Genomic DNA, 16,808 nt, shown 5'->3' with positions numbered 1-16,808 from the left:
GACGGCGCGGGAGCGGCAAGGATTGCCGCACCGCTTGCACGGCCACCGGTTTGACCGGGCGCAACATGGGGCCTCCCGTCCGCGCGTACGCTGGGGCCGACATCCACCTCCGGAGCCCTTCCATGTACGCCCGCATCCTGGTCCCGATCGATGGCAGTTCCACCGCACAACGCGGCCTCGAGGAGGCCCTCGCTCTCGCCGAGAAGCTCGGGTCGTCGCTGTACGTCGTCAACGTCGTCGACGCCCGCCTGCTGATCGCCGAGGCCGAGATGGCCGTGCCGCCGAAGGACGTGCTCGACAGCTGGCAGCTGCAGGGCGAACGGCTGGTCGCGAAGGCCTCCGAGGCGGCGCGCGCGAAGGGCGTGGCCGTGGAGGTGGCGGTGCGTTGCGAGCCTGGCCTGCGTGTGTGCGACGTGATCGTCAAGGAAGCGGCCGACCGCCGCGTGGACCTGATCGTCATGGGGACGCACGGCCGACAGGGCCTGCGTCGCCTGACGCTCGGCAGCGACGCCGAACTGGTGCTGCGCGAGAGCCCGGTGCCGGTGCTGCTCGTGCGAGACCCTCTGAAGCACGCCTGATCAGCGCGACATCCACAGCGGCATCGGCGCGTGCAGCAGCGCCGTGCGCGTGACGCCCCCGGTCACGCGCTCGATCCAGCGCGAATGGCCGTAGGTGCCCATCACGATCAGGTCGGCGCCCAGCTTCGCCGCATCGGACAGCATGGTGTCGCCGATGGCGCCGGCCGCGCGTGTCACGCGGGTGTCGGCCGTCACGCCGTGCCGTTCGAGCCAGCGGCACACCTCGGCCAGGCGCATCGCGATGCCGTTGTCGGCGGCTTCGCTGGCGCGCCGCCACACGCACAGCAGCACCCGTTCGGCCTGGCGCAGCACCGGCAGCGCGTCGGTGGTGGCGCGAACCGCGGCGGGGCTGTCGTCCCAGGCGACCACGACGTTGCGCCCGGCCTGCTCGAAACGGCCGGCGCCGGGCACCACGAGCGTGGGCCGCGGGTTGTGGGCCAGCACCTGTTCGACGAAGTGCACGCCGCTGCGCCAGCCGGGACTGGCGGCCGGCGGCGGGCTCACGACGACGAGGTCGTGGCAGGCGGCGTGGTGCATCAGCAGCGGCAGCGCCGCACCTTCGGCGGCCTCGGCGTCGACCGAGACCACGCCCTCGGCCCGCGCGGCCTCGCGGAAGCGCCGGGCCAGGTGGCCGGCGTGTTGCCACGCGTCGTCGCGCGCATGGTCGGCCACCTCGATGGCGTGGGCGGCCGATGCGGTGCCCTCGATGTCGGGGCGGCCGGTGGGCGCGATGCCGGTCAGGTGGGCCTGGTGGGCCACCGCGAGCCGCGACGCCAGGTGTTCGCGCGCGGCCGACGGGGCGTCGTCGCCCAGCAGCACCAGGATGCCTCGCAGGTTCATCGTTCGGCCCTCGGTGGACGGTGTGTCAACGAGCATAGCGCGCTGTGTGGGTCCCCGCACTGATACAGGTCATGGCTGTACCGGGTCGGCTTGTGCCTTCCTCGGGCAGGGTCCCAGGCCTATCGTCACGACCATGGACACGCTCAAGACCCCCCTCGCTCCCGCCGCCCTGTTGCCGTCGATCCCGTGGCGTCCTGCGCTGCACCGGCTCGCGGGGCTCTTCGCCACCCTCGGACTGACCGCCGAAGCCCGCTTCCTCGCCGAGGCGGACGACCTCGCGGACCTCGAACGCCGTCTGCACGCGCTCGAGCGGGACGGGTTGCACGACCCCCGCTGGCCGATGCGCTGATCCGTCACAATCGGGCCCATGTTCCCGCTCGACCGCGACTCCACCGTCCCGCTCTCCGAGCAGATCGACATCCGCCTGCGGGCCATGATCTCGGAGCGGCAGCTGCTGCCCGGCGTCAAGCTGACGTCGATCCGCCAGCTCGCCACTCAGCTGCAGGTCAGCCCGAACACCGTCGTGCTGGCCTACGACCGCCTGGTGGCCGACGGCCTGGTCTTCTCGCGCGGCACCACCGGCTACTTCGTGGCCGAGTCCGCCGGTGCGGTGATCGACGCGGCGCCGCTCGAAGCGGGCGAGGCCCACGAGCCCGTCTGGCTCGCTCAGCAGGCGAACGACCTGCGCCCGGGCGTGCTGCAGGCGAGTGGCGGCGCGCTGCCCATGGCCTGGCTCGAGGACGCCATCCCGACGGCCCTCGTGCAGCGCGCGCTGAGCCACAGCGGCCTCGGCATGGCCTCGCGCTGCCCGCCGCAGGGCATGAGCCCGCTGCGCGAGCGGCTCGCGATGTCGATGCGCGCCCAGGGCATCGGGGTCGATGCCAGCCGCATCATGACGACGTACGGCAGCACCCACGCGATCGACCTGATCGTGCGCACGTTCCTGAAACCGGGCGATGCCGTGATCGTCGAGGATCCCGGGTACTTCCTGCTGTTCGAGCGGCTGCGCCAGGCGGGCGTGCGCGCCGTGCCGGTCACGCGCCGCGCCGACGGGGTCGACCTGGTGGAGCTGGAAGCCGCGTGCGTCGCGCACCAGCCGCGCCTCGCGTTCCTCCAGCCGGTGCTGCACAACCCCACGGGCTGGAGCAGCACGCCGGCCAACCTGCACCGGGTGCTGCGCATCGCCGAGCACCACGGCGTGCTGATCGCCGAGGACGACGTGCACGGGCACTTCCAGCCGGGCCAGCCAACGCGCCTCGCGCAGCTGTCGGGCCTGGAGGGGGTGATCTACTTCTCGAGCTTCTGCAAGGTGCTGAGCCCCGCGCTGCGCATGGGGCACATCGCGGCGTCGCCGGCGCTGCTCAAACCGCTGCTGCGCCAGAAGATCTCGTCGGTGCTGACCACGCCCACGCTCAACGAACTGGTGCTGCTCGAGTTGCTGTCGACCGGGCGCTTCCGCAAGCACGCCGAGCGCATGCAGCAGCGCCTGGGCGCGGCCCGCGTGGCGGCGGTGAAGGCGCTGCGCGGCGCGGGCATCCAGCTCGACTCGATCGGCGACGCCGGCATCTTCCTCTGGGGCCGCGTGCCCGAGGGCGTGGACGTGCAGGCGCTCGTGAAGGAGGCGTACGGGCAGCAGATCGTGCTCGCGCCGGGGTCGAACTTCCTCGCGGGCGGGGCCAAGGACGACCCGCACATCCGCTTCAACGCGGTCACGTGCCAGAACGTGCGGCTCGCCGAGTACCTCACGCCGCGCCTGTCGCAGGCCGGTACGCCGCGGGCCACGGCCCGACAGCCGTAGGGCGCTGCCTACGGGCGGCCGCGACGGCGCCCGATGCGCACCGCGCGCTCCTGGTCCTACGCTGGAGGCTGCCCGTCCATCACGAGGAGCCCATCATGTTGCGCAAGCTCATCACCGTCGCGATCACTGCCGTGCTGGCGAAGCAGGCCTGGGACCGCATGCGCGCCACGCCGGTGTCACCGGTGGTGACGCCGGCGCAGGCGCCCGACGACGTCGAGTCCGAGTCGGTGCAGGCGCAGCCGATCGTGCCCGAGTCGCCGTTGCACTATCACTGAGACACTGAGACCGAGCGACCGGGCGCGGGGCTCAGTCCCGGAAGGGACGGTGGCGGCGATGGTCCTCGCGGCCGTCGCCGTTGTCGGCCTCGATCGGCGTGTCGAGCGCATCGTCCAGGCGGATGAGGATGAACTCGGTGCCGTCTGGCGCGGTCAGCGTGCGGCCGCCGTTGCCCGGGTAGTTGTTGTCGTTGATGACCAGCAGCGTGCGGTCGTCGACGATCAGCACGTCCTCGATCGTGACGAACGGGAACGTGAAGCGCTTGAAGCCGTCGCGGTCGAGGTCGTCGGGGTCGGCGACGTTCAGCAGGTCGACGATCTCCTTCTTCTCGACGAAACCGTCGGCGTCCACCTTGCTCAGGTCGATCTTGTAGATCTTCTTGAAGTTGGCGGGCGTCGGGAACGTCTCCGGACGGTTCGGGTCGCCCGCCGTGACGTTGCGCTCGATGACGAGGAACTCGTTGTCGTTCACGGCCGTCATGTCGCCGATGTTCGTGCCGAGGGCGTCGAGGCGGTAGGCCCACTTGCGGCCGGTGTAGGCCTCGGTCTTGATGTCGAACTCGCTGATGATCAGGCGCTTCTGGTTCGTGTCGGCGACGAGGGGGCCTTCGAGCAGCGGGTACAGCTTCGTGCCGGCCGAGTTCATGCCCATGCCCTCGAAACCGTTGGAACCGCGCAGCGTGGGCGTCGCGGTGCCGAGGTACGGGTTCTGCGGCGACTGCACGCCGGCCAGCGGGAACTCGCGGGCGAGGACTTTGCCGGTGCGGTCGGTCTTGATCAGGAACGGACCGAACTCCTCACCGAACCACAGGTTGCCGTAGCGGTCCTCGCGCACCGATTCGATGTCGAAGTCGGCGCCGGTCAGCAGGCGGCCCGCGCGGATGGCCGGGTCCACGGGGATCGTGGCGCTGCCCGGGCCGGTGCCGCCGTACGGGTAGTACGTGCCGTCGGCGACGAGGGGGAAGCCGAGCTTGCGGTCCGGGTCGCGCAGCGTGATGCGCGAGGCGGCGTGGAACGAGCGGGTGTCGTGGCCCTTGTCGAAGGACACCGGTTCCACCGTGCCGCGGCCGCCGCGGCGGGTGCGGAACTGCGGCTCCACCGCGTACATGCGCAGCAGCGCGTCGGGCGAGTTCGGCTTGGTGCCGAAGCCGTTGTCGGGCATCACGTAGTACGTGCCGTGGCGCGGTCCGTCGAGCACGGCCGAGAAGCCCTGCACCGGCTGCTTGCGCACGAACGGCGGCGTGATGCCGTTGGCCGGGGCGACGAACTGGCCGGACGTGGGACCGTCGGAGAAGGTGTTCGCGTCGAGCCTGGCGAAACCGACGAGCGTGGGCGCGGCGTGGGCCGAGGCGCACGCGAAGGCGAGGGCCGCGACGAGCGGCAGCGGGCGGAGGAGGGGGGTCATGCGGGGTCCTGTGGGATGGGTTCTCGACGACGAACCCGCGCACGCTACCGACCGGCGATGACGACGCCGTGACGGAATTCACACTCCATGAAGGCTCAGAGGAACGTCCGGTTCCAGGTGGGGCTGATCAGGATCTCGTTGACGCACACGTGCGGCGGCATGCCCGCCACGAACGCGATCGTCCGCCCGAGGTCCTCCGGCTGCAGCATGCGCGCGAGGTCCTCCGGCGACGGCGGCACCGGCCGTTGCGCCATGATCGGCGTGGCGACCTCCGCGGGCAGCAGGCAGCACGCCCGCAGGCCGTGGCGGAACTCCTCGATGTTGAATTCGTGCGTCAGCGCGGCCACGGCCGTCTTGCTGGCGGTGTACGCGGCGCCCGGCATCGTCGAGACGAAGCGGCCGGCCCAGGAGGCCACGTTGATGATCGTGCCGCCATGGGCCGCGCGCATCGCGGGCAGCACGCCACGCATCGCGTTCACCACGCCCTTGAGGTTGATGTCGATGACGCGGTCCCAGTCGGCCGCGGTGCAGTCGGACCAGCTGCGTTTCGGCACGTTGATGCCGGCGGCGTTCACGAGCAGGTCGATGCGCCCGTGTCTCGCGGCGATGGACGCCGCCGCGCCGGCGGTGGCCGCGGCGTGCGCCACGTCCACCACGAGCGCCTCGGCCCGCCCGCCTCGGGCCGTGATCGATGCGCAGGCCTCGGCGAGGGTGTCCTCGCGGCGGCCGGACAGCACCACCGTCCAGCCCTCGGCCGCGAGCGCCTGGGCACCGGCCAGGCCGATGCCCGTGCCACCGCCCGTCACCCACGCGATGCGGGAGGCGCCGGTGCTCATTTGCGGATCTTCGCCAGCTCGTCCTGCGTTTCCTTCCACAGGTCCATGCCGACGCTGCTGGCCACCGTGGCGTTCACGCGCGTCAGCTTGTCGCGCATGCGGGCCGTCTCGGCCGGGCTCAGCTCGTTGACGACCATGCCCTTCTGCTTCAGCTCGGCCAGCGCCTTCGCGGCCTCGTCACGCGTGTCCTTGCGCTCGAAGTCGCGGCTCTTCTTCGCGGCGTCCATCAGCACCTTCTGCTCGTCCTTGCTCAGGCCGTCCCAGAACTTCTTGCTGACCGTGACGATCCACGGGCTGTAGACGTGGTTCGTGACGCTCAGGTATTTCTGCACCTCGTAGAACTTGCTGGAGAGGATCGTGTTGTACGGGTTCTCCTGGCCGTCGACCGCGCCGGTCTCCAGCGCCGGGAACAGCTCGGGGAAGGGCAGCGGCACCACGTTCGCGCCGAGGGCCTTGAAGCTGTCGAGGAACACCGCGTTCTGCATCACGCGCAGCTTCACGCCGTTCAGGTCTTCCAGCTTGGTCACCGACCGCTTGCTGTTGGTCAGGTTGCGGAAGCCGTTCTCCCAGTAGACGAGGCCCACGAGGCCCTTTTCGGCGAGCTTGCCCTTGACCTTCTCGCCCACCGGGCCGTCGAGCACCGTGTCGGCTTCCTTCACGTTGTTGAAGAGGAACGGCGTGTCCCACAGCGCCATCTCCTTCGTGATGCCCACGAGGGTGGCGGTGGAGCCCACCATCATCTCCTGCGCGCCGCCGATCAGGGCCTGCTGCATCTGGACGTCCGGGCCGAGGCTCGCGGCGCCGAAGGCGCGCACCTTCATCTTGCCGCCCGACAGCTTCTCGACTTCCTGCTGGAAGACTTTCACCGCGCGGCCCTGGTTCGACTGCTCGTTCAGACCGTACCCGAACCGGATCAGGCGGGGCTTGATGTCCTGCGCGAAGGCGGGGGCCACGGCGGCCAGCACGAGGCCGGCGATCAGCGTGCGACGAATGAACTTCATGGGGAACTCCTTCTGGGTAAAGCGGGGGTCAGCGCATCCACGCCACGGGCGCGGTCACGATCTGGGGAAACACGACGAACAGGGCGAGGATCAGCAGGTAGGTGAACAGGTACGGGTTCACGCCGCGCACCACCTGCTCGAGCCGCATGCGGCCCACGCCGGCCACCACGTTGAGCACGGTGCCCACGGGCGGCGTGATCAGGCCGATGGCGCCGTTCAGCACGAACATCAGGCCGAAGTACACCGGGTCGATGCCGGCCTTCGTGGCGATGGGCAGCATCACCGGGGCCATGATCAGGATGGTCGGGGTGAGGTCGAGCGCGGTGCCGATCACGACCAGCGCGAACATCATCAGCGCCATCAGCAGGCGCGGGTGGTCGACGAGCGGGCCGAGCCATTCGGTCAGCGTGGCGGGCAGGTCGGCCAGCGTGACCATGTAGCTCGCCACCTGGGCGCCGGCCACCAGGAACATCACGATGGCGGTGGTCTTGGCCGCGCGGATCAGCACGCCGTGCAATTGCGCGAAGCTCATCTCACGGTGCACGAACAGCGCGACGACGAGCGCGTACGCCGAGGCCACCACGGCCGCCTCGGTCGGCGTGAAGACGCCGGTCTTCATGCCGCCGATGATGATCACCGGCATCAGGATCGCCCAGAACGCCTTCGCGGTGGCCTTGAGGCGGTCGACCATCGGCAGCGGCACGCCCGGCGCGAGGTCGGTCTTCCGGACCACGAGCTTCCACGCGATGATGAGGCCGGCGCCCATGATGAGCCCCGGCACGATGCCGGACAGGAACAGCGCGGAGATCGAGGTGTTGGTGGTCACGCCGTACACCACGAACGGCATCGACGGCGGGATGATCGGCGCGATGATGCCGCCGGAGGCGATCAGCCCCGCGGACTTGTCGAGCGGGTAGCCGGCCTGGCGCATCATCGGCAGCAGGATGGTGGCGAGCGACGCGGTGTCGGCCAGCGCCGAACCGCTCATGCTGGCCATCAGGATGGCCGCGCCGATCACGACGAAGCCCAGCCCGCCCTTGATGTGGCCCACCCAGGCCTGCGCCATGCCGATGATGCGGCTCGAGATGCCGCCGGCGTTCATCAGTTCGCCGGCGAGGATGAAGAACGGGACGGCGAGCAGCGGGAAGCTGTCGACGCCCGCGACGAGGTTCTGCGCGAAGAGCTGGGTGTCCCAGAACCCGAGGGCATACGCCATCGAGGCGCCGGTGAGCACCAGCGCGAACGCGAGCGGCACGCCGATGCCCATGAAGAACAGCATGCCGACGAGGAAGATGACGGCCACGAGACCTTGGTTCATGACGAGGTTCCTTGGGGGCCGGTCACTCGACCTCGGACTCGTGTCCGAAGTCGATGGGTTTGTTGCGGACGAGGTCGACGGTGGCCATCACGCCGATGGCCACCGAGCAGAGGAAGGCCGGCAGCGGCAGCAGGGCCATGCGATAGCCCATCACGACGCTCGTGCTGTCCATGCCGACGACCACCTGCTGCCAGGAGCCCCAGGCGATCAGCACGCAGGTGAAGACCACCAGTGCGTGGATCAGCCGGGTCATCAGCGCGAGGAACCCGGGGCTGCGGTGCTGGAACGGTCGCAGCAGCGCGGTGAAGGCCATGTGTTCGCCGAGCGGGTAGGCGGCGGTGGCGCCGATGAACACCATCCACACGAACAACAGGCGCGAGAGTTCCTCGCTCGCGGGCACGCCGTCGCCGAAGCCGTAGCGCAGCACGACGTTGACGAACACGGCGACGGCCATCACCGCGAGGCACAGGCCCATCGCGGTCTCGGCCGCGCGCTGCCACAGCGGGCGGGGGGGAAGGGAGGGGACGGGAGTCATGGACGGTCCTTCGGGAACCAGGCCGACACCTGCGCGACGAGGTCGGGCAGCGGAGCGGTGGCGTCGACGCGCAGCACACCCGCTTCGCCGACCGGCGACTCGAGGGTGGCGAACTGGCTGTCGACCAGGGTGGTGGGGAAGAGGTGGGCGCCGGCGCGCGAGGCCACGCGGCGCATCGCCTCGTCACGGGTGATGTCGAGGAAGACGAAGCGCAGGCCCGGCGAGTGGCGGCGGAGCACCTCGCGGTAGGCGCGCTTGAGCGACGAGCAGGTGAGCACGGCACCGTCCGGGCGGGCGGCCAGCTCGGTGCCGAGGGTCTCCAGCCAGCCGGCCCGGAGCTCGTCGGTCAGGGGCACGCCGCTGCGCATCAGCTGCTTGCTCTTGTCGGAATGGAAGTCGTCGCCCTCGATCAGCGGCAGCCCGACGGCGGACGCGACGGCCGCTCCGAGGGAGGATTTGCCGCAACCGGCGACGCCCATGAAAACCAGCGAGTTCATCGTGTGGAGCAGGAGGTGGGCTGGAACAGGACAGCGCTGTCCCAGCGGGGCCAAAAAAGGCGCGTGGTGACACGCGCCCAGTTTCCGGTCCCGGGCCGTCGCTCGCTTCTGGCTTGCACTTCCCGGTTGGATAGCGCTATCCTAGTCCTCGCATCAGAACAAAACACCCTAGGGATAACCCGTGCCTTCCGAGTCCTCCGCGCCACCGCCCGCCGCTCCACCCGTGGAAAAACGCCGGCGTTCCTCCGGCCGGGTGACCCTCGCCGACGTGGCCAAGGCCGCGGGCGTGAGCCCCATCACCGCGTCCCGTGCGTTGCGCCGGGACCGGGGAGTGGCCGAGGCGCTGGTGGCCAAGGTGCAGGCGGCCGCCGACGCGCTCGGCTACGTGCCGGACCCCGCGGCCCGGGCGCTTGCGTCGAGCCGCAGCACGCACGTGGCTGTGCTCGTGCCGCTGCTGACGAACCGCCTGTTCGTCGACCTGCTGGAGGCCGTGCAGAGCGTGCTGCTCCCGGCCGGCTACCAGAGCCTGATCGGCGTGACGCACTACGACGCGCACGAGGAGGAACTGCTGCTGCGCAGCTACATGGCCCACCGTCCCGCGGGCCTGATCGTGACCGGATTCGACCGCAGCGAGGCGGGGAGCCGCCTCGTGGCGTCGAGCCGGCTGCCGTGCGTGCACGTGATGGAGACGAGCGCCCAGCCGGACGTCTTCTGCGTGGGGTTCTCGCAGGAGGACGCCGGACACGCCGTCACGCGGCACCTCGTCGAACGGGGCCGCCGCCGCATCGCCTTCGTGGGCGCCCAGCTCGACGCGCGCGTGATGCAGCGCCTCGAAGGCTACCGCCGCTGCCTGCGCGATGCGGGGCGGCACGATGCGGCGCTCGAATGGCTCGACCCGCGGCGTTCGTCGATCGCGCTCGGCGCGGAGATGTTCGAGGCGTTGCTGGCCCGGCACCCGGACGTCGATGCCATCTTCTTCTGCAACGACGACCTGGGCCAGGGCGGCCTGCTGGCGGCGCTGCGGCTGGGGATTCCGGTGCCCGAGCGCATCGCGGTGACCGGTTTCAACGACCTCGAGGGCAGCGACCAGATGCTGCCGCCGCTCACCACCGTGCGCACGCCCCGCGCGCAGATCGGCGCCCAGGCGGCCACGATGCTGCTGGGGCTGATGCGCGGCGAGGCGGACGTGCCGCACAACGTGGACGTGGGGTACGAGTTGGTCGTGCGCGGAAGTTCCTGAAACGGAAAGCCCCACAACGGTGCGATATCGTTAACCCCGACATAATCGCGGGCTTTTGCGCGCCGCTGGCGCCGCCCTGGAACCCGCCGTGAACCGCTCCTTCTTCGCGGACCGCAAGGTCCTCTTCCTCGTCGCCACGTTCTGCTGCCTGCTGTGGGGGAGCTCGTATCCGGCGATCAAGATCGGGTACGAGATGTTCCACATCGTCCCGAACGACGTGCCCGGCAAACTCGTCTTCGCGGGTTACCGCTTCCTGGTCGCCGGCCTCGTGCTGCTCGTGTTCGCCGCGTTCACCGGCCGCTCGTCGGCCATGCGGCTCGACGCACGCACCCTGGGCCAGGTCACGGTGCTGGGCCTCACGCAGACCCTGCTGCAGTACATCTTCTTCTACGTGGGCCTCGCGTACACCACGGGCGTGAAGGGCTCGATCATGAACGCCACCGGCACGTTCTTCAGCGTGCTGCTGGCCCACTTCATCTACCACAACGACCGCCTGAGCCACAACAAGGTGTGGGGCTGCCTGATCGGCTTCGCGGGCGTGATGGTCGTGAACTTCACGCCGGACCTGCTCGACTTCCACTTCACGCTCCTGGGCGAAGGTTTCATCGTGATCGCGGCGCTCGTGCTGTCGGCCGCGTCGATCTACGGCAAGCGGGTGTCGCAGCGCCTCGACTCGGTCGTGATGACCGGCTACCAGCTCGCCATCGGCGGGGCCGCGCTGCTGCTGGCCGGGTTCGCGTTCGGCGGCACGCTGACGGGCTTCACCATCGGATCGGTCGTGCTGCTGGGCTACATGGCGCTGCTGTCCTCGGCCGCCTTCACGCTGTGGAGCCTGCTGCTGCGCGCCAACCGCGTCAGCACGGTCGCGGCCTTCAACTTCCTCGTGCCGATCTTCGGCGCGGGCCTCTCGGCGGTGTTCCTGCACGAGAGCATCTTCGAATGGAAGAACCTCCTCGCACTGGTGCTCGTGTGCGGGGGCATCTGGCTCGTCACGCGCGAGCCCGCCGAGGCGAAAAGCTGACACCCGGGCACGTGGTTTGCCCACGGGAGGGCAGGGCGGCATGTGCCGTCTTCACCTTCCGAGGAGACCCGTCCCATGCAAACGACCAAGGTTCTGTCCCTCGCAGTGCTGTTCTCGGCCACCGTGCTGAGCGCTGCCTGCAGCAAGCGCGAAGAAGCGCCCGTCACCCCCGCCCCGGCGCCGGCCGAAGCCCCGGCGCCCGCACCGACGCCGGTGCCCCCGCCGCCGCTGCCCGAGGCCTCGATGCCGTCGGCACCGGCCACCGTGCCGCCGGTCGATCCCGCCAGCGCCCCGGCCTCGGGAAGCCCGAGCTGAGCGCGCGCACGATGAAGGCACGCAACCTCGCGGGTCAATGTGTCGTGCTGACCGGCGCGACGAGCGGCATCGGCCGCGCCACCGCCGTGCAGTTCGCCCGCGCCGGCGTCGACCTGGTGCTGGCGGCCCGCCGGCAGAACGTGCTCGACGAAGTCGCGGCGCAGTGCCAGGCGCTCGGCGCGCAGGTGCTCGTCGTGCCCACCGACGTCACCGACGAACGGGCCGTGCGCGCGCTCGCGAGCGCCGCGGTGGCCCGCTTCGGCGGCATCGACGTTTGGGTCAACAACGTCGGCGTCGGTGCGGTCGGCAGCTTCGTGCAGACACCGCTCAAGTCCCACCACCGCGTGATCGAGGCGAACCTGCTCGGCCACATCAACGGCGCGCATGCGGTGCTGCCGCACTTCATCGCGCGCAAGTCGGGGGTGCTCATCAACATGATCTCGGTGGGCGCCTGGGCCGCCGCGCCGTACGCTTCCGCCTACTCGGCGAGCAAGTTCGGGCTGCGCGGCTTCAGCGAGGCCCTGCGTGGCGAACTGCACGAGTGGCGCGACATCCACGTCTGCGACGTGTACCCGGCCTTCATGGACACGCCCGGCGTGTCCCATGCGGCCAACTACACGGGCCGTAAGCTGCGCCCGGCGCCACCGCTCTACGATCCGCGCCTGGCGGCGGCGGCCGTGGTGTCGCTCGCCCGCGAGCCGCGTTCGTCGGTCTCCGTCGGTGGCGCGGCCACGGCGATGCGCCTCGCGCACTGGGTGTCGCCCGCGCTGTCGGCCTGGCTGGGCGCGCAGGCCGTCGAACGCGGGCTGAGCTCGGCCGACTCCGCCCCACGCTCCGACGGCAACCTGTTCGCGCCGTCGGTGGGGGCGGGCATCGACGGGGGCTACCGGCACAAGGTCGCGCGCACCGCCGTGCCCACCACGGCGGTGGCCGTGGCGGCGGGACTCGTGATCGGGCTGCTGGCGCACCGGCTGGCCCGGCGCACCTGACGGTCACGCGGCGGCGTGCCGCCGCTTCTCCACCGGTTCGAGCTTCAGCTGCTGGCGGTACTTCGTCACCGTGCGCCGCGCCACGGTGAGGCCCTGCTGCGCGAGCAGCCGGGCGATGTCCGCGTCCGACAGCGGCTCGCCCGGGGCCTCGGCGGCGATGATCTCGCCCACGAGGCCACGCACGGCGGTGCCGGAGAACGCCGCGCCGCTGCGCGCCGTCATCGCCCGCGAGAAGAAGAACTTCAGCTCGAACACGCCGTGGCGCGTCGCGATGTACTTGTTGCTCGTCACGCGCGAGACGGTGGACTCGTGCACGCCCACCTCCTGCGCGATCTCTCGCAGCGCCAGCGGCTTCATCGCCATCGCGCCGTACTCGAGGAACGGTGCCTGGCGGTCCACGATGGCCTGGGCGACCTCGAGGATGGTGCTGAAGCGCTGCTGCACGTTGGTCACGGCCCAGCGCGCCTCGCGCAGGTGGCCCGCGAGCTCGCCGCTGCCCGCGCCGCGGTGGCGGTGGAACAGGTCGGCGTAGTGCTGGTTCAGCCGCACGCGGGGGAACACCGCGGGGTTGAGGGACGCGGTCCACCGGCCGCGCACCTTCTTCACGCCCACGTCGGGCGTGATGTACTGGACGTGCGGCGCGCCGAAGCGCCAGCCGGGGTGCGGGTCGAGCCGGCGGATCTGGTCGCAGGCGCGCCGCACGGCCTCCACCGGCTCCCGCAGCTGCCGCGCGAGCGGCGCCGGGTCGCGTGACGCGGCGAGTGCGTCGAGGTGGTCCGCCACGATGCGCATGGCCAGCGACCTCAGCGCGGGTTCGTCGAATTCGGCGGCCTGCAGCAGCAGGCACTCCTCGACGTCGCGCGCGGCCACGCCGGTGGGTTCCAGCGACTGCACGCGCCGCAACGCGATGCGCATCTCCTCGAGCGACGCGGGGGGCGACAGGTCGGCCATCGCGGCGATCTCGTCGAGCGGCGTGCGCAGGTAGCCGTCGTCGTCGAGCGATCCCATGAGCGCCTTCGCGAGCACGGCGTCGCGCAGCGGCAGCGTGATCATGTTGAGCTGGCGGTGCAGGTGCTCGACCAGCGTGACGGACACCGCGACGCTGCCGAGCGACTCGAGGTCGCCGCCGTCGGTGGCCACGCGGGGCGCGCTCGCGCCGCGGCCGTCGGCGAGCCAGGGCTCCCGCTCGGCATCGTGGGACTCGTGCGGCGGGTCGGTCTCTGCGCCTTCGAGGAACGGGTTCGAATCGATCATCGCGTGGACTTCCTGCATGAAGTCGAGCGACGACATCTGCAGCAGCCGCACCGCGTGCTGCAGTCGCGGCGACAGCTTCTGGGCCTGGTGCATCTCGATCCGTTGGGACAGGGCGGTCATGGTGTGCGTGAGGTGGGGATGGTGTCGGGCGGGCCGTCCGATTGCAATGCGCGTGCCGATCGGGCCCGGATGCTGCTTTCCCGGGACGCGGCCCGCGCGTCGCGCCAAAAGCGGCAGTTGATGCCGGATCGGACGCGACTTCTTGCAGCAAAAGCGTTCGATTTACCGATCCCGGTCCCACCCCGAGGAATGCCCATGTACGCGGCTCGACGACACCTGCTTCGCCGCTTCCGGCCTTCATGGCCCACGGCTTCGCTGCGCACGTACCTCGTGCTGCTGCTGCTCATCGCCACCGTGCCCAGCGCGGTGCTGATGTGCTACCAGATCGTGGCCAACGTGGCGGCGCAGGAGTCGCGCATGAAGGAGGAACTGCGCCGCAACGCGAACTCGCTCGCGCAGACGGTCGAGCGCGAGATCGCGTCGTCGATGGACGCGCTGGCCATCCTCGCGCAGAGCGATTCGCTGCAGCGCGGCGACGTGGTCCAGTTCGAGGTCTTCCTCAACCGCAGCCCCGTGCTGCGCACGAGCTGGAGCAGCGCGTTCCTGCTCGACGTGGGCGACCGCGGGCGCGTGGTGTTCAACACGTCCCGCCTGCGTGTGTCCACCGCGCGGGGACCGGGGCCCGAGGAGGTGCGGCAGATGCTCGCCATGCAGCGGCCCTTCGTGTCGAACCTCGTGGTCGACGGCCAGCATTCGCGCTACGCCACCGTGGTGTCCGTGCCCGTCTTCGTGGGCTCGGAGTTCCGCTACGTGCTGGGCGTGTGGATCCCGGTGTCGGTGTGGCAGGAGCTCATCCAGCAGGCGGGTCCGCCGCTCGACGGCTTCAACACGGTGTTCGACAGCCGCAACGTCGTGATCGCACGCACGCTGCTGCCCGAGCGTTTCGTGGGCGAGCCGCTCGCGCCGCAGGCCGTGGCCCTCACGCGGAAGACGGCCGAGGGGTCGCAGCTCACCGACCTGCTGGGCGGCGGCTCCACGCTCACCGCGTGGCAGCACATCCCCAGCATCGACTGGGGCGTGGCCGTGGGCATTCCGGCCGAACCTGTGCGGGTCGCGCAGCGCGAGGCGATGGCCGCCGCGCTCGCGACCGCGGTGGGCTGCCTGCTGCTGGGCATGGTGCTCGCGATGTCGATCGCGCGGCGGGTCACGGGCCCGCTGCACGCGCTGGCCACGCCGGGGGTGGAGCCGCCCACGTCGCGCATCCACGTGCGCGAGATCTCCGGCCTGCGCGACGCGCTGCTCACGGCTCGCGCGCAGGACCAGACCGCGCGGGAGGGCCTGCAGCGCAAGGCCGACGAGTTCGAGACCCTCTTCAACAACAGCCCCATCGGCCTCGCGTTCGCGCAGGACCGCGACGGCGCGCAGGTCGTGCAGAACCCCGCGATGCTCGAGCTGCTGGGGCTGGGGGGCGGGGCGGGGGCCGTGGAACGCACGGTGTGCCACCGCGGCCAGCCGCTGCCACCGGAGCGTCAGCCGCTGCAGCGGGCCGCGGCCTCGGGCCAGGCCGTGGGGCCCATCGAGCTGGAGCTGCACGCCGAGGGGCAGGCCTCGGTGTTCGTGATCGCGAACGCCGCGCCGCTGCGCACGCCGTCGGGCGCGCCCCGCGGCGCCATCGGCGCGATGGTGGACATCAGCGCGCGCAAGCAGGCCGAGCAGTCACGCGCGGCGCTCATGACGCTGGAGCAGTCGGCCCGCCTCGAGGCCGAGGCCGCCAACCGCGCGAAGGACGAGTTCCTCGCGATGCTGGGCCACGAACTGCGCAACCCGCTGAGCGCGATGGCCTCCGCCGTGGACGTGCTGGAGCGGGTGGCGCCCGACGCCGAACTCGCGGCCACGGCCCGCACCGTCATCTCGCGGCAGACGGCGCACCTCGCGCGCATGATGGACGACCTGCTCGACGTGGCCCGGGTCATCTCGGGCAAGGTGCTGCTGTCGCGCCACAGCGTGAACCTCGGGCCGTTGCTTCGGCGGGTGTCCGACACGCTGCAGGTCACCGGCGACGGCCAGCGGCACACGGTCACGTTTTCGCCGGTCGACGTGTGGGTCGACGCCGACCCCACGCGCCTGGAGCAGGTGGTGAACAACCTGCTGACCAATGCGATCAAGTACACGCCGCCCGGCGGCACCATCCGCGTGGAGGCCGAGGCGACGGACGGCGAGGCCGTGCTTCGCGTGGCCGACAACGGCCTGGGTATCCCGCCGTCGCTGCTGCCGCGCATCTTCGAGCTGTTCGTGCAGGGCGAACGCACCCTCGACCGCCGCGCCGGTGGCCTCGGCATCGGCCTCACGCTCGTGCGGCGCATCGTCGAACTGCACGGCGGCACGGTGGGGGCACGCAGCTCGTCGTCCGGGTCCACGTTCGAGGTGCGGCTGCCACGCATCGACGCGCCGGCCGTGGGGCCCGAGCCCGAACGGCCCGCGGCCTTCCGGCCGCTGCGCGTGCTGGTGGTCGACGACAACACCGACGCGCTCACGCTGCTGCAGTCGATGCTCGAACTCGACGGCCACCGCGTGTCGGGTGCGGTCGACGGCGAGTCGGGCCTCGCGGCGCTGCTGGCGCAGCGGCCCGACGCCGCCGTGGTCGACATCGGCCTGCCGCTGCTCGACGGCTACGGCGTGGCCACGCGCGCCCGCGCGGCGGGCTACCCGGGCCGGCTGATCGCGCTGTCCGGGTACGGGCAGGGCGGCGACGTGCGGCGCGCGCTCGTCGCCGGCTTCGATGCCCACCTCGTCAAGCCCGTCGTGCCGGCGCAGCTCAAGCAGCTGCTGCTGGCCCCTTGAATGTT

At 71.0% G+C, this 16,808-nt stretch carries 17 protein-coding genes; 9 read left to right on the top strand and 8 right to left on the bottom strand.

Features of this window, described 5'->3' with window-relative positions:
- Positions 1 to 122 precede the first annotated feature (122 nt).
- Positions 123 to 578 (top strand): universal stress protein, encoded by a 456-nt coding sequence (locus A4W93_RS15430; protein WP_157782167.1) that lies wholly within the window; start codon positions 123 to 125, stop codon positions 576 to 578.
- Here A4W93_RS15430 and A4W93_RS15425 read toward each other — a convergent pair whose 3' ends face one another.
- Positions 579 to 1,418, bottom strand: coding sequence for a universal stress protein (locus A4W93_RS15425; RefSeq protein WP_085751447.1), 840 nt, complete (start codon positions 1,416 to 1,418; stop codon positions 579 to 581).
- Between the two features lie 133 nt (positions 1,419 to 1,551).
- Between A4W93_RS15425 and A4W93_RS15420 the strand changes: the two genes are divergently transcribed.
- The 3 genes from A4W93_RS15420 (at position 1,552) to A4W93_RS15410 (ending at position 3,491) form a co-directional block, all read left to right on the top strand.
- On the top strand, positions 1,552 to 1,767 hold the full coding sequence (locus A4W93_RS15420; protein WP_085751446.1) for a hypothetical protein: 216 nt from the start codon (positions 1,552 to 1,554) through the stop codon (positions 1,765 to 1,767).
- Between the two features lie 18 nt (positions 1,768 to 1,785).
- A complete protein-coding gene (locus tag A4W93_RS15415) occupies positions 1,786 to 3,216 on the top strand; it encodes an aminotransferase-like domain-containing protein (protein ID WP_085751445.1) in 1,431 nt (476 codons plus the stop codon).
- Between the two features lie 95 nt (positions 3,217 to 3,311).
- Positions 3,312 to 3,491, top strand: a complete 180-nt coding sequence (locus A4W93_RS15410) for a hypothetical protein (RefSeq protein WP_085751444.1) — start codon at positions 3,312 to 3,314, stop codon at positions 3,489 to 3,491.
- A 31-nt stretch (positions 3,492 to 3,522) separates the two neighbouring features.
- On the opposite strand, the gene A4W93_RS15405 is transcribed toward A4W93_RS15410, so the two are convergent.
- The 6 genes from A4W93_RS15405 to A4W93_RS15380 form a co-directional block, all read right to left on the bottom strand.
- The gene (locus A4W93_RS15405; protein ID WP_085751443.1) at positions 3,523 to 4,896 is read right to left on the bottom strand and encodes an esterase-like activity of phytase family protein; all 1,374 of its coding nucleotides are present in this window, start codon (positions 4,894 to 4,896) and stop codon (positions 3,523 to 3,525) included.
- A 95-nt stretch (positions 4,897 to 4,991) separates the two neighbouring features.
- Positions 4,992 to 5,732 carry an SDR family oxidoreductase gene (locus A4W93_RS15400; protein WP_085751442.1) on the bottom strand — a complete coding sequence of 247 codons (741 nt, stop codon included), beginning with the start codon at positions 5,730 to 5,732 and terminating at the stop codon, positions 4,992 to 4,994.
- Positions 5,729 to 6,733 (bottom strand): TRAP transporter substrate-binding protein, encoded by a 1,005-nt coding sequence (locus A4W93_RS15395; RefSeq protein WP_085751441.1) that lies wholly within the window; start codon positions 6,731 to 6,733, stop codon positions 5,729 to 5,731. Before A4W93_RS15395 ends, A4W93_RS15400 begins: the two co-directional genes overlap by 4 nt.
- A 28-nt stretch (positions 6,734 to 6,761) precedes the next feature.
- Positions 6,762 to 8,051, bottom strand: coding sequence for a TRAP transporter large permease (locus A4W93_RS15390; protein WP_085751440.1), 1,290 nt, complete (start codon positions 8,049 to 8,051; stop codon positions 6,762 to 6,764).
- A 22-nt stretch (positions 8,052 to 8,073) separates the two neighbouring features.
- Complete coding sequence (locus A4W93_RS15385; RefSeq protein ID WP_085751439.1) at positions 8,074 to 8,586, bottom strand: TRAP transporter small permease; 513 nt, start codon at positions 8,584 to 8,586, stop codon at positions 8,074 to 8,076.
- Entirely contained in the window at positions 8,583 to 9,083 is a 501-nt protein-coding gene (locus A4W93_RS15380; protein WP_237357547.1) for a gluconokinase, read from the bottom strand. Before A4W93_RS15380 ends, A4W93_RS15385 begins: the two co-directional genes overlap by 4 nt.
- Before the next feature lie 181 nt (positions 9,084 to 9,264).
- Between A4W93_RS15380 and gntR the strand changes: the two genes are divergently transcribed.
- The 4 genes from gntR to A4W93_RS15360 all read left to right on the top strand — a co-directional run bounded on the left by gntR (position 9,265) and on the right by A4W93_RS15360 (position 12,648).
- A complete protein-coding gene (gntR, locus tag A4W93_RS15375; RefSeq protein ID WP_085751437.1) occupies positions 9,265 to 10,323 on the top strand; it encodes an HTH-type transcriptional regulator GntR in 1,059 nt (352 codons plus the stop codon).
- Positions 10,324 to 10,411: 88 nt separating this feature from the next.
- Positions 10,412 to 11,344, top strand: coding sequence for a DMT family transporter (locus A4W93_RS15370; protein ID WP_085754187.1), 933 nt, complete (start codon positions 10,412 to 10,414; stop codon positions 11,342 to 11,344).
- A 75-nt stretch (positions 11,345 to 11,419) separates the two neighbouring features.
- Entirely contained in the window at positions 11,420 to 11,659 is a 240-nt protein-coding gene (locus tag A4W93_RS15365; RefSeq protein ID WP_085751436.1) for a hypothetical protein, read from the top strand.
- Between the two features lie 11 nt (positions 11,660 to 11,670).
- Entirely contained in the window at positions 11,671 to 12,648 is a 978-nt protein-coding gene (locus A4W93_RS15360; RefSeq protein WP_085751435.1) for an SDR family oxidoreductase, read from the top strand.
- A gap of 3 nt (positions 12,649 to 12,651) precedes the next feature.
- On the opposite strand, the gene rpoN is transcribed toward A4W93_RS15360, so the two are convergent.
- Positions 12,652 to 14,022 (bottom strand): RNA polymerase factor sigma-54, encoded by a 1,371-nt coding sequence (gene rpoN / locus A4W93_RS15355; RefSeq protein ID WP_085751434.1) that lies wholly within the window; start codon positions 14,020 to 14,022, stop codon positions 12,652 to 12,654.
- A gap of 195 nt (positions 14,023 to 14,217) precedes the next feature.
- Between rpoN and A4W93_RS15350 the strand changes: the two genes are divergently transcribed.
- Positions 14,218 to 16,803 carry a hybrid sensor histidine kinase/response regulator gene (locus A4W93_RS15350; RefSeq protein WP_169726547.1) on the top strand — a complete coding sequence of 862 codons (2,586 nt, stop codon included), beginning with the start codon at positions 14,218 to 14,220 and terminating at the stop codon, positions 16,801 to 16,803.
- Positions 16,804 to 16,808: the final 5 nt, after the last annotated feature.

Origin of the sequence: Piscinibacter gummiphilus, from assembly GCF_002116905.1 — a bacterium.
Lineage (GTDB): Bacteria > Pseudomonadota > Gammaproteobacteria > Burkholderiales > Burkholderiaceae_C > Rhizobacter > Rhizobacter gummiphilus.
The sequence above is the reverse complement of the archived record's forward strand: the minus strand, read 5'-3'. Positions and strand labels throughout refer to the sequence as shown.